The organism is Alteromonas hispanica, assembly GCF_010500915.1.
GTDB lineage: Bacteria > Pseudomonadota > Gammaproteobacteria > Enterobacterales > Alteromonadaceae > Alteromonas > Alteromonas hispanica.
In genome coordinates this window covers 573397-587531 of the sequence record NZ_JAAAWP010000001.1, presented here as the reverse complement: position 1 = coordinate 587531, position 14135 = coordinate 573397, and the positions used below count along the sequence as shown (strand labels likewise).

Sequence of the window (14135 nt, the reverse complement as noted above, 5' to 3'; positions counted from 1 at the left end):
ATAATGGCTAGGAAAGGCAAAAGTAGAAATTCAACACCAAAACCAATTGAAAAGCCAAAGTCTCCTTCATCAAACGGAGTTCTAGGTGGTCTTCTTAAAAAAGTAGGTGTTTCACCAGATGAAAAGTTGATTAGTAAGTTAAATGAAGAAGAGAAGCAAGCTCTTGCAGATTTAACAACTCAACTAGAAGAGTTAATTAAAGCAAATGAATTAACAAAACAAGAACAAGAAGATATTCAAACTAAAATTGAATTGAACGTTGAACAAGCGGCTAAAGACAGCGAAGAAGCAAAAAGTAAACTTCAGTCGATAAAAGTGAAAGAGGAAAACCTTGTATCTAAAGAGAAAGAGGTTCTAGCAAAATTAAATGAGCTTTCATCAAAAGAGCAAACTTTATTAGAAAAAGAAGCTAATGCTAACGCTGGCTTTGCACTTGAGCGTCAAAAGTCTTTGGAATCTTTGAAGAAAGAGTACCAACAAGTTGAACAAAAAATAGCTAAGCTTGACGAACAGCGCAGAACAAACGAGTTGAAAATGCTTGAAAAGCAAGCTCAAACCGAAGAGCTTGCTAAAGAGCAGGAAAATAATCGATTCGAAGACTTAAAGAAAAAGCTTCAGGCAGAAAAAGATGAACTAGCGAGCCGTCAATTGAAGCTAAGCAATCAAATTGATGAAAACAAATTGTTGAACGAGCAGCTTACGAAAGAGCTCGGTGAACAGGCAGCAATGAAAAAGCAAGCATTAGAAGAAATTCGCAGAGAATTTCAAACAGAAAAAGTTACGTTAGAAAATAAACTAAAACTGTTAGAGGATTACCGTAGTCGTGATCAAAACGAAATAAAAAAATTAACGGATCGATTGCTTGGATATAAAGAGCTGGAAAGAGAAGCTCATATCAAAGAGCTTGGCTCTCCTGCTGCCGTATTAATGCGTATTGATGAACTTGAAAAACAGCTTCGAGATGCTCGCAACAAGTTAAAAGGTCGCAACGAAGACGATTTAGAAGAAGAGTTAGGCTTTTATAAAGAAAGAGCAGACGATCTTGAAGAAGAGCTGAGAGGTCTTAAACAAGAACACGATGAAGTTAAACAACGTGAGGGTAAGTATAAGCTCAGTATTAGGGAAAAGCTGGAATTGCAGAAGCAAAAAGATCTTCTTGAAACAAGCAATGCTGCTTTGACTCACAGTATTGAATCCGTCAAGTCACAATTAGATGACTTAATTGAAAAGCAGCAATCGCAAGAAGCGTTTAAAGAGCTGACATTAATGGATCGTAAATATCGTGAACCCGTGCCTGCTCAACAAGTGAATTCATTAAAAGATTTTACAGAAGAATTACAGCACCGCATCGCCATTTCAACAGATGTAGAGCTTTACTACGATTTAGACTTACTTCGAAAGTTTATGGCTGGTTTAGCGCTTAGTCCGCTTCATGTTTTTCAAGGCATTTCAGGTACTGGTAAAACAAGTTTAGTAAATGCATTTTCTAAAGCGGTTGGGGGAGAAGTAACTAAGGTTCGTGTTCAGGCGGGCTGGCGAGATAGAGATGACTTGATCGGCCACTATAATGCATTTGAAAAACGTTATTATGAAAAAGAGTGTTTACAAGGTATTTATAGAGCCCATACGCCTTCTTATGAAAACCGTTTTAATATTATCTTGCTAGATGAAATGAACTTATCTCGGCCAGAGCAATACTTTGCAGAGTTTTTATCTGCGATGGAAGAGAATGAACATGAAAGAACCGTTGTCTTAATGGATTCTTCTATTGCTAACCCTCCAAAATATTTTGTTGAAGACAGAAAGTTGTTATTAAAATCTAATACCTGGTTTATGGGGACTGCGAACCACGATGAAACAACCTTTGAATTTGCAGACAAAACCCACGATAGAGCGTTTACATTAGACCTAGAAAAACAAGTAAAACCTGATGGTTGGCAAGCCAAAGCTATCAGGAATACTGTTATTGATTTCGGTTCAGTTAATGAACTTTTTGAAAAAGCTGAACGCACCCACAGCAAGCTAATTTTAGATATGCTGAAAAAACTAGTGAATTCAGAGTTTACAAATATCCTAGAACGTCAGTTTGGTATAGGTTGGGGTAACCGATTTGAAGCTCAATCACTTAGGTTTATATCTGTATACAAAGACTCTGGTGGTCACGAAGCAGATGCATTAGAGCACCTTCTAATAACTCGAGTTCTACGCAAAGGTAAGGTACTGGGTCGTTATGATATTTCTATCGATAAATTAAAAGACTTGAAGAGTGCATTATCTAAAATATTCAAATCAATTAATTGTACAGCCACTAAGGCGATTGAAATTATTGAAAGTGAAATTACCCGCAAAGAAGAAGGGGTCTATTAGCAATGTTGTTAATAGACAGAGTAACTTCTAGAACGGTTAAGCCTAACGAAGTAACTTGCATACAATCAGGGCGTTATGCCCTGGTTGGTAAAGAGTTTGAAAAAAGCTTTGAACAATCCCTTATTTTCGAGCCGATTATTCCTGTCCAGGTAGAAGACAAGTTCTCAAATAAAATAGATTTTGCTCAGCCTTCAGATGAGCTATTTACCAATGATGATATTTTAAAAAGCGAGCAGCAACTTAAAGTTATATATGATGCTATTCATCAAATAAACGATAAGTTTGATGCAAATGACTTAGTTACATTTAGTCACTTCTTACCTCCGGAAACTAGCAAAAACATTACGCCAAATGAGCTTGATAAAGGAATTGAAGAAGCTTTTGAAAACGGTGTGTTGTTTCAAATCAATAGCTCTCCAAGAATGAGCATGCGATATGACGTTGAGTTGTTACCTACAAGCAGGGTAAAACGATACGCAAATAACTATCAAGCACACTTAGTAGCTCATTCAGAATGTTGGCAGCAAAGAACTGTTGTAGGCATTATCCCTAAAAAGTTAATGGCAAAGGTAAGTGAAGATGAAGTAGCCATATATGAAAATATTGTATATGCAAGGCTTATAGATAACTTATTTAATTACCTTACTTTGTATCGTTTGCGTCTTGAGGAAATCGTAAGGTTTATTGGCCGATTTGGTACTTTGGATGGCAGTAATAAAGACCACAGATATATTACTCAGTTAACTCAAGATTGGGGTAGAGCATATGAAAATAAAGAAGGCGCAATAGATAAACTGCATGAACAAACTGAGTCTACTTTAGAAAAGGTTAAATCTAGCATTCGTAAATTATCACAACTGCGCTCAGATAAGTTATATCAGTCAATCCCAACAAGTGCTCAGATACCTATGGAGTTGAAGCAAACTAATATTTTAGTTCATGATAAAAACTATCGAAGAGCTGCTAAACTTTGGCGCAAGTGGCTTAAAAACTCAAATACAGATAAGTTAACACCACAACAAGTTCTCGAGCAAAAGCAACTTAATTTTATTCTATACCAATCATATGTTGACCAAATACTAAGACAAGTACTTGTTAATTTAGGGTGGTCTTTAACTAAGGTGCCTAAAGGTTATGAGTTAAGCCATGACAACACTTTTAGATTATCGATTGAGAATTCTAAAAAGGGTGAGTGGTTATTAATAAGAAAAGAAAATGCTATTGCGCGAATCGTAGTTATATCTGAACCTTTAGTTGAAGAAATTAACAACAATGAACTTGCGGATGGCGAATTTCTAGTTTGTCCTGAAAACAATACATTAAGTGAAACAGATAAAGTGATAGTTATTTCACCTATTAATCTAGACGGTAAAGAGACACTTGCAGGAAAGCTACAGCAGCAAATTATAAAAGTAATTATTCTTGAATATTTAACAGACTTTGAAGTTAAATTACCAAATGCAATAGATGAATTATACAAAGAAAAGTATGACTACAAACTGTCGGATGAAGCATTAAGCATTGCTAAAAAACATGCAAACACAGACCTGTACAATACAATAGTTTCAAAGAACAATATTTCTAAGTATTTGAAACAGTGTCCCGTTTGTAGTCAGCAAGCGCATGAAAACAGTGTAAGACAATCATCTAAAGACTACTTTACGGCAATTTGTCGTAATAAAGAATGTAAAGCCACCTGGACTTTGGATGTTAGAAAATTGTTATTCACCCTAAATGGTGGAGGCACATCCAATGGCAGATTTGCATTTAATATTAACCTTGGCGAATAGATAGTGAAGCAGTATGAAAATTCAAAGCCTGATGAAAGGCAATATAGATACAGGGTGAGGTCGTGAGTGTTTTTTGACCGACCAATAGAAAAATAAACGTTCAGTTGACGGAGACTGTAACTAATTTTGTGTAACTGCCTATCTCAATTTACTCTATAGAGAGTTAAGGATAGGCAGACAAACATGAATAAGAAAGAGCTTGAAGCTTTCGCAAAAGAAGCGGCCATCATGATTCGATATGGTTCAAAATTAGGCGGATAGGTAACATCTGGATACTAACGGTGCGTAATAAATAATACAAGCGCGACTAAGTTCATTGGCATTGTGAGATTTGAAGAGCTACCGCTACCATGCTCCCCATTCACCACATTTAGGACACTTTATATTGAACGGCTCGATGGCTCTTGCTGAATGATACGTCCAATAAGTGCCATTCTTGATAAGGCGTGTGTTAGTTTGATTGCAATGATTGAAGCTCATAAAGTGATTACAGTCGTTACATTGCATCCAAACAGATCTATGGGTTCGCGAGATAGGATTTCCGAATCGAGTGTTATTTGATTTTGATTTAACTTGCAGGTCAGAAGAACCACACCGAATACAAAAAGGGACAGCTGAAGTTCTATCATCGCTTCGGTCGCTGGACTTTGTGTTCATTTCTTCGAGCTTATACTGCAAAAATAAACCCAGTAATCGCTGCAGTTCGTCCGTATACAGCTTACTGTCTATGGGAGAAAGGTATATGCCACCGGAGTCATGGTTTCCTTGAATTCGCCCATCAGAATAGGGTATTTCGCCTAAATAACTGGTTTCTCCCCAATCCTGTGCCGTAACGCGATGTGGGATAGCATCCTTACAGGGGTGAATAATAAATACTGGGTTTTCGTCTTGCTCACTATAATCTTTAGTCTTTGAGAGGTTATGTACCACACCAGATAACCCGTCAAAGCGTTGAAATGTGCGCCTATCATAAAACTTGGCGTCCATGACAAAGCGTTTTTTCTGTGGGTACTCGTCGTTTGTGTCACTATCAGCAAACCATACTAAATCAATTATATAGTCAGGAATACGTCGGTTCGTAAGTGTTTTTTCATACGTCAGCGTAATAAAGCGTTTGGTCTCAGTGTTTGCCAATGCAATTTGAATGTCCTTTTTTTTCGCGCCGACGGCCTCAATAATTCGGTGTTTCCAATCTTTTTGTAATCGAAAACGAAACGCTTCTTTGAGTACAATGATGATTTGGAGTAAACACCAACGTTCATATAGTAAGGGCATATTAACCAATCCCATGGCATCAACTTTTTCTAGGCTAACTAATATGTCCTCGTCAGTAAGGTGTGTTAGATCTCTTAATTTTCGATAACCATTGTGTATTCCTTGGTAATTAGGATTTTGTACAAAGGTCATTGAGTTGGGAAAATGAGATGCTTCCTTGATGTTGAGTGATTTAAGCTTTTTTATCAACGTGAGTAACATTCGTTCCTTTGGAGCAATTTTTTCCCATACGTATGCCGCCAGTTCCTGATTCTTAGAGTAAAATTCAATGCGATTATTTATGGCAGCTTTTTCTTTCTCTTGTTCCTCAATTTCTTTTGTAGTTAGTGCTCGTTGCCACGAGTTTTCGTTTAGTGTTTTTCCGAGTTGGAATTCTTTTCTATAGTTGCTTCTTGCGATTTCAAAACCGGGCGTTGAGATAATCCTAATTTCAGCAAGCTCGATAATATTATAGAAGTTCGCTCTAGCGCTTTGCGAGCATGTGAATTTACCAACGAGTTCGTATTCTGAATAAGGCTCCAAACAGCTTGTAAGGTCGTAATTACCTCGCAGAAATTTGAGAAACGTAAAGTTGTCATTTGGCTGCGACCAATCTTTGTTATCAACAACCTTGATGAAAAAGCCATCTTTTTCACCCGATAAATTGTTGGTTGATACTTTCTCTGTTTTAATTCGAAGCACAGAGTGCAGATTCGTTTTCTTATAGAGATTGATGTTGTTGAGTGCTAATCGCTCTGCAAGTTTTGCTTGCCAGTATTTAATGTTACACCTTACTTTTAGGCGCTCTAAATCAGCGACAACTAAATCTCGATTAATCGTCACTGTTGGTCGAAATGAAGATAGTTGGCCTTGGAGTTTTGATACCGTATTCAAATATCGCTTAGATTTGTTTTCTGAAAGTGTACGGATTTGTTTAATAATCCGATAACAGCGTTTTAGTGCGAACAAAACATATCGATTCTCTGGAACATTATATGTGGGCGTTGATGCTCGGCTCGTTAAAAAGCGTTGATTCGGTTTACTTACCAGCTCCATGAACGTTCGATTGACAGGTCTTACTGCTTTTCTTGGTCTTAGCTCTTGAACTTCTCTTAGCTCACCTTTCGGTGATTCGAGTATTTTTTGAGCGTGACCTACCAGCTGCTTGATACAATCGATGGCGTCTTTATTTATTCCGAAAGCACTATCCATTTTATTCGTTTGAATACTGCTTGATTCATCTAAGATAAGCTCCCACAGGTCGTTCTTGAAACTATCCAGATAGTTGTTCAATTGTTCAAAGCTAAAATCCATTGAACCGATATTTACGTGGCACCGTTGTCCAGCAATCGAAAGATTAAGCATCCCCGCAGTATTAACGCCGGAATGTCGCCAATAAGTGTTTTTTTCATCCCATGTGTCTTTTTCTATCCACCATAGTCTACCCGTATCTTTATCCTTTATTTCTTCGAGATATTTGACCTCACCAGAGGGCATGTTGATATGGGGAGGCGTCGCATTGTCATCCAAAACACGTATTGCTAATTGACCCAAAAATCCGTCTGCATTGGGGTAAATGGTTGTCTCGCATTCATAGTCCTGACTTTCTTCGTTAAACGTTATGCGAAGGCTGTATTCTGACTCGATGACTTTTGTGACTGTCTGCTCGTCATACCATTGAATTTCTATATATTTGATTTCAAATTTGGGGGACATCAACTACGACCAAAAATTCACTACACCATCATTGGATTTTGCATTGATGACTATCTCTTCAAGCGCATAGAGTGCTGAAAAAGACGAAGGCATTTCTTCGGCGTCTGGAAGTTCTTGTCGTATTCGCTCGGCTAAAACCTTTTCAATAAGATCCAACTTCGTTGTTTGTCCGACAGTCTTATTGCCATCAAATGTAAATTTGGGGAGCACTTTATGTAGTAAGAAATTGTTCAACGCTTGTACTTTATCGTCATTGACGTCCTTAAATAGGGTTAAGTAATGTAAGCCCTGTCGAATAGTTCTCATACCAAATTCCACGCCTAACTTATGGAAGAAGTTCCTGTTTAATTCGATGAAGAGATCAGTAAACTCATCTCCTGGTTTGAATTTTGGATAGTTCATTCGAATGCCTAACTCATCATTATCAAACAAGAGTGGTTTGGTTAACTCGTCAAATTTATAGGCATTCACCTCTGAAAGTATTTGATCCCAATCTGATAGAAGAGGGGATTCAAAGCGCATTATATGTGCTCTATCCAAGATTTTAGGTGACAGGTAATGGGTAGTCTCATCGATGTTGATTGCACCAATGATGTGTACATTTTCAGGCATTTTTATGCTGGACGGCATCGTAATAACCGCTGACAACATTCTCCTTATATCGCTGTGATACTTGATGAGTGAATCTTTGTCACTGAAACCAAAAGACTGTCTTAGTTGATGATTAACATCTTCATCTTGTAGTAACGAAATAAAATCGGTTATCCCGTTCTGGCTATATTTTTCCTTTGCAGAATTTATGATTTCTACAACCGCCTTTAACTCAGACAAAACGTGTGAAGATTCATTTTCTGAATATAATGATATTTCAGGCTCTTCATCACGTGTTTCAAGAAGAGACAAAAAGTCTGCGAAATAATATTCAACCCTAGCAAGGTTCATTTCATCAAGACAGATAAAGTAGGGGATATTGGGGTTTTGTCTGGCCTCAAGAAGCGCATCAAGAAACTCTGTTGAGAGATACTTTTTTTCAAGAGGATTATAGTATCCCAATAAATCTTCCCTGGATGTCCAGTTCGGTTTAACGGGTACAATAACGGATTTGCCACCGACGGCTTTTGCAAATGACTTAACCAGGTTTGTTTTACCTGAGCCAGAGTCACCCGCCAGAATAATCAGGTCTTTGGTTCTAAGCAGAGTTAGATAATTCTCGATAATATGGCGGGGATAAAGAATATCATTTTCAACTAGGTGAGCTTGTATGTAGGATACAGCGCGTTCGTAGTCTTTACCGAAATCGTCTTTAAAACTGAGCCCGTCTACCTGAGAGCCAATAGCATTTGATTCAAGCAAGAAATTTTCGAGGTCGTCTTCGTCGATAAACTCAAATGTTTTTAGAAACTGTGCTTTATCGGAAACATAACTCTTGAGTCGTTTTATCTTCTGGTTCATTTCGACCTCAAATGTGGCTAGTTGATTCTGTAATTTAAGTAATGCATCTGTTGAAGCATGTTTTTCGGTTTCAATTAACTGAATAGAGTCTTTAAGTTGTTGCTCTTTTTCTGAAAGCGTGCGGTTGAGTGTGATTGCGCTATCACGTTTAGATTCTTCTTCGTCACGTTGTGCTTGCAGCAGATTCAATTCGTTTTCTGTCGCAGTCTTTAACTCATCTGTCGCGAGTGCTAATTTTTCTTGGATTTTGTTTAGATGAAAGTCATAAAGGCTACTTGTGATATAGGGTGACTTGTCGTCGGCATTGATGATTTCAATGGGCGCAGCGCTAGGAAGCTCTTTAAGTTCAGAACAACTCCCTGGTTTCACATTCATTTCAAAAGGAATTTCGTGTTTTTTACGCTCTTCTTGAGGAGATAAAATAAGCTGACATCTGATCAGTCTGCTATTATCTTTGTGGCCGTATTTTGACGCATCTTTAGGATTGACAAAGAACTCACAATTGCCGTTATGTCCCTTTAGGGGATAAGTGAGTATAGTGCTGCCACCAATAACCCTAACGTTTGTTAGATAACCCCAACTCACGTCACCAAGTGGTTTAAGTTCTCCCCAAACATTAAATTCGGTATCGTTTAATTCCCAACGTTTTTGGAGAATACTTACTAATTCCGCATCAGTAAGTGGTTCAAGCTCGAACTCTTCATAATCGCGTATTTCCATTACTACTGACAAATGTCCTTATTAATTGAATTTTTTCTCTATTTAACGCACGCTACACTGATCACAGCTTCGTCTTAAGCGTTTGAAATTTGAGCAATTTTTTCCTGTTACAACCTCTGATGGTATACGCAATGGGATACAGATGTAAAGCGCTGAATATTTACAGAATGAATAAAAGGCAAGGCTTAATGCGACTTCATTGTCAGCATGAGCGATTTCACTATATTTGAGGTAGATTAATTATTGATGTAGGTGATTATATTCCTTACCTAAAAAAGGCTGCTACCTTATTTTAAGTTCACTTGATGCAGGATGAATCAATCTGGGTTTGTTGGAGGCTAATTATCTTGAGAGTATTTGCCAATGAACAGGAAAGTTATTTATTCTCCAGAAGTCCGCGAGCGTGCTGTTCGCATGGTATTGATTTCAGAGAGTGAGCATCCATCAAGATGTGCCGCTTTGGTGTCTGTATCATCTAAATTTGGTTTAACACCTGATACATTAAGAGCTTGGGTGAATAAAATGGAGGTTGATTCTGGTAAGAAACCTGGTGTGACTTCGGATGCCGCAACCAAAATCAAAGTGCTAGAACGATAAAACCGAAAGCTTAAGCAAGCGAATGATATATTGCGTATGGCTTCCGCTCTTTTCACCCAGGCGGAGCTCGAACGCAAACCCAGGTAATAGTTAAATTTATTGAAGCCAATCGTGCGTTGTATGGTGTCCAGCCGATTTGTCGTCAAGTGCAAGTCGCACCGTCAACGTATTGCCGCTACAAAGCGCTTTAAGCTGAGCCAGAGCGGCGCTGTCAGCGTTATCAACAGGATGAAGCGTAGCCTGAAGTGATGCGTGTCTGTCAGGAAAATAAGCGCTGCTATGGCGTGAGAAAAGTCTGGAAACAGATGAATCACGAGGGCTTTCGTATTGCTCGTTACACTATAGCCAGGTTGATGAAACTGCTTGGTATCCTAGGTGTGCGCCGAAGTCGTCACTTTATTAACACCATCCCGGATGACAATGCTGCAAAGCTATTGGATTTGGTTAATCGTGAGTTTACGGCACAGCGTCCCAACCAACTGTGGGTGGCGTACGACGACGCGCTAACTTAGACTATCGATGGCCTCTACAAAAGCGAAGTCATTCACAAAGACGGCCCCTGGAAGGGGCCAGATCTAGTCGAGCCTGTTACGCTGGAATGGGTTGACTGGTTCAAAAAAAAACGTCCGCTCGAACCGATCGGTGACACACCACAGGTACAATTTGAGGAAAACTATTATCGACAACTAGCCGAAGATACGGCAGCATGACTTAAACAAATTCGCCTCCGAATTTACCGGTGCAATTTACTTGAAGCGTACAGCAACGAAAAAATGAAGTTCAAACGGAGCAATAAATTCTAGGGAGCGCCTCATAGGTAACGAAATCCCTCATCCATACAATAACCCATATCAAATCGTCTGGATAAAAGGTGAAAAAGAAAGTTTATGCATTTACATGCAATACCACTTACCTCTTAAGATATTCGGTTTTCTAGATGCCGTTTTTCAGTAGTGGCTTTACATACAAAATAAAAAGAAGATAGTTTTAAGGAAAGGTCGTAGTAAATGGAATTGATTAATTCAAACTTTAGGTATTTAAAAGAATCCTACCCCGAGCTTTATCGAGCAGGAAAAACGTGTGAACTTCTTATTGATATAGATGCCGATGCATGCTCTTCCAAGCTTAGATACTTTGCTGAAGTGTGGCTTCTTTACTGGGCTCATGCTCAAGGCAAGATTTTAGCGGCAAACGGTTTGTATAGCATGATCCAAAAGAGCATACAGCAGGGGCTCCTCAATAATGATGATGTAATAGAGCAACTTCACCATCTCCGCACGATAGGTAATGTGGGAGCCCATATATCCATAAATTCCATAACCGGTGAAATTGAGAGAACGTTCGTCACTAAACAACAACTCAAGTCTTGCTTGAACGTTGCAATGAACTTGGGTGAAACACTCTGTAAAAGGTTTTGCCCCAGTCACATCCCTAATGAGTTAGAGAAAACAGTAAATATAAATCAACTAATAGATGCTTATCAGGTACTCAATGAGAACCCAAGTAGCGTGTATACACACGCTAAGAAGTGTTTGGCCTGTCTCCATGATTTGCCCCGTACAAATTCACGCTTAGTAATTGATAAGATCCTTCTGCAAATAAACGAGGCAATTTTTTGGGCGAATAAAAGTATTCGACTGGGAGAAGGTCGGGGATATCTATTGTTATTAGAGATATATTCAGGAGAAGCACACCCAAAAGGCAAGAATGATGAAGAGTTCCGCAAAACCAAAAGGCAAGCTCTGGAGCTTGAAAGCTCTGGGGACGTAAGGTTTAGTTTGGCTAGATCTTATTTAGCTTTAGGAAAAAAGTCTGCCGCATTAGACTTACTTCTAGCCGCTTTGAATATGGGGCATGCAGAAGCATTTGACAACGCCTTAAGTCTTTCCTTCGAGTTAGGAGATAAGGAACAATTTTCAAGACTAATCGACTTGGGAGTCAAAAGGCGTAATGCAAGTGCGTTAGCTTACCAAGTATCCATGGATGTTCTGAATAAAAATATTACCAAAGATACAAAACGAAATGTTGTTTTTTTAAAAGCTACATCAATGCCCGGAGTTGAGTATTTAGATGGGTTATTAGTACTGTTTGATGACTGTTCCGCAATAGAAGACGAGGTAAGAGCCATAGAAAAACTCGTCAAATATTGGAACAGAATGCCAACATATATGTTTCCTGCCTCTCTCACAGCTCTTTTTGCAGAAGCTAAAGGGCAGCTAGGACTTCTTTGTAATAAAGTTGTATTAGAGGCGATGTGTGAAGCCAAACTTTTGAATAAAGCTGATGCAGGGCGGTTGTATTTCGTATTGGCGATGTATGACATAGATTGTGCAGCAAAGAATAAAATTAGACATCCTGATATCTACTTTGAGCACTTAATAAAACTAGCTGTTGAGTTCGGTTGTGAAGATGCAAAATCGCATCAGGAAGAGTACGCGTCATTTAAACGGTCTTTGATCGGAAGAAAGAATAAGGCAAATAGAGCTAATTTAAAGGAGCGTCGTAAGCAAGGGCAAAAGGTACGAAAGAAAAGAAAGTGACTTTAATGAGTCAACTTTTCAAACGGAGCTAGTTAATGATTTAATGTCTAATTGATACAGTCACAAACATTTATAACGTGACCTTAAGCAAAAGATAGCGTATGTGCAAATGCAGAAGGAGATGTTAGTTGTCGTACTGCTGCTGAACAATTTAGGTTCGCTCTTTCTCCTGCTTTTTACTCTTATCGGAACGTCTTATTGGAAACTAACCAAGAAAAGCATAATGTGTTGGTTAAAAGCTGGAACTCGTTTATGGATGAAAGTCGGTACCAGTGGCCTTGGGAGGTATGGGCGACTACCCAGTATTACAGTAATGAATTTAATGGTCCTTCATTGGTGGCGCCGCCTAAACTCCAAATTATTCTTCTCCATCCTACACTGGTTGTTGAAAGAATTGACAATTTAGAGCGCGGTTCGCGAGATTCGGTAGCTATCGCTTTAGAGTGGGCCGGTTTGAATTGGTGGGAGAAGGGCTTTGGGTTTTCTCTTACCTCTCTTTATTGGGATAGAGATGAGGCAGATTCTATCGGACATGGTTTTACACTTCATATTAAATCTAAATACTCCATCGGCTTCGTACATCGTGGAAATGGTAATAACGGCGTTTTTTTTAATGTAGACCTTACTGAGTGGTTCACAGATAAGAAAGAGAAATACAAAAAATATCAAAGATATTTTTAAGTTTGGCTATTTGTATACTGAGCTTGGAATTGAGGATTTGATGATTGTAACGTCGGGTGAGTCCTCGCTTTTTGTTACACCAACTTCTTCGTAAATAAGCGGTAGCTTTTACGTACTTAGCGATGGCGTCATTAAGTCATCGGAACCCGTTATTCGCTCGTATCTTTGTTCTTTTGTAGTGACCACGTATTTGTTTGGCCGTTCTTCTCTCGTGGCTACCTCGTGTAACCCAGTCCAACCTGTAAAAGCGTTCAAGATGATAGGAGGTAGCCTAAGTGAGTTCGAGGTAGATTATCATCATCATCGTCGCTTTTTAAACGCTCCTTTAGAGCAAAGATTTTATTTACAGTTCTATCAAGGTTGCTCTCCCTAGAGCATTCATCTCTGGTTAACTCATCGGTATGTAACATCCTAAACGCACGGACTGAGTCTTCTGCTCTATTTTGGCCGACAATTTTAGTTTCGTTCGTTTATCGTCAACACTAGGTGAATAGGCATCATCCAGATGCTAACGGTGTGTAATAAAAAAATAGATGTTGCTCACCAAATTTATTGGCTTTGTGGCATTTGACGGGAAATCTTTACAATGCTCCCCATTCACCACATTTAGGGCACTTGGTATTGAGCGGCTATCAGGAATCATCCTCTGGCGCCTTAAAAGTTTCTGGAAAGTATTTGTGACCTATTTTATCCCAGTCAATGAAGATGGCCGCAAAGGTTAGCGCCACCAGCATACCAATCGTTCCATAGACAATAATTTGATACATCACGTTCCTCACGTTTAACAAACACAAATGTTAGCAGGTTTACTAGTTTTAACTATGCTGCTCACCGTCCTGGATTAACAACGAAGCCGTACTATAGACCCAAAGCAATCAGCAGCTATCATACGAGTATAGGGCATGATTAAGGCATTTTTCGAGAAAAAATTGAACACCTTAATTCAATTTGAGGAAATACACACTATGTCACAAGGTTTTTTTAATGTGAAAGTAAAGAGCAAATATCGGCTCAATTG

Annotated in this window: 6 protein-coding genes, 1 pseudogene and 1 other annotated feature; of the genes and pseudogenes, 5 read left to right on the top strand and 2 right to left on the bottom strand. The window is 38.8% G+C overall.

The window, feature by feature from the left end; translation table 11 throughout:
* The first annotated feature begins 3 nt into the window (after positions 1 to 3).
* Both GTW09_RS02440 and GTW09_RS02435 read left to right on the top strand, forming a co-directional pair.
* Positions 4 to 2367 (top strand): AAA family ATPase, encoded by a 2364-nt coding sequence (locus tag GTW09_RS02440; protein ID WP_163109767.1) that lies wholly within the window; start codon positions 4 to 6, stop codon positions 2365 to 2367.
* A gap of 2 nt (positions 2368 to 2369) precedes the next feature.
* On the top strand, positions 2370 to 4157 hold the full coding sequence (locus GTW09_RS02435) for a hypothetical protein (protein ID WP_163109765.1): 1788 nt from the start codon (positions 2370 to 2372) through the stop codon (positions 4155 to 4157).
* Between the two features lie 345 nt (positions 4158 to 4502).
* Here GTW09_RS02435 and GTW09_RS02430 read toward each other — a convergent pair whose 3' ends face one another.
* On the bottom strand, positions 4503 to 7127 hold the full coding sequence (locus tag GTW09_RS02430; protein ID WP_239059245.1) for a restriction endonuclease-like protein: 2625 nt from the start codon (positions 7125 to 7127) through the stop codon (positions 4503 to 4505).
* A 3-nt stretch (positions 7128 to 7130) separates the two neighbouring features.
* Positions 7131 to 9299: an McrB family protein gene (locus tag GTW09_RS02425; RefSeq protein WP_163109966.1), complete on the bottom strand. Its 2169-nt coding sequence runs from the start codon at positions 9297 to 9299 to the stop codon at positions 7131 to 7133.
* A 363-nt stretch (positions 9300 to 9662) separates the two neighbouring features.
* On the opposite strand from GTW09_RS02425, the pseudogene GTW09_RS02420 reads away from it, so the two are divergent.
* The 3 genes and pseudogenes from GTW09_RS02420 to GTW09_RS02410 all read left to right on the top strand — a co-directional run bounded on the left by GTW09_RS02420 (position 9663) and on the right by GTW09_RS02410 (position 13117).
* Positions 9663 to 10606 (top strand): annotated as a pseudogene (locus tag GTW09_RS02420) (IS3 family transposase).
* Positions 9941 to 10057, top strand: a sequence feature (AL1L pseudoknot). It overlaps the preceding pseudogene by 117 nt.
* Positions 10607 to 10903: 297 nt before the next feature.
* Positions 10904 to 12436: a DUF4145 domain-containing protein gene (locus GTW09_RS02415; protein WP_163109763.1), complete on the top strand. Its 1533-nt coding sequence runs from the start codon at positions 10904 to 10906 to the stop codon at positions 12434 to 12436.
* Positions 12437 to 12634: 198 nt separating this feature from the next.
* Entirely contained in the window at positions 12635 to 13117 is a 483-nt protein-coding gene (locus GTW09_RS02410; RefSeq protein ID WP_163109761.1) for a hypothetical protein, read from the top strand.
* Positions 13118 to 14135 lie beyond the last annotated feature (1018 nt).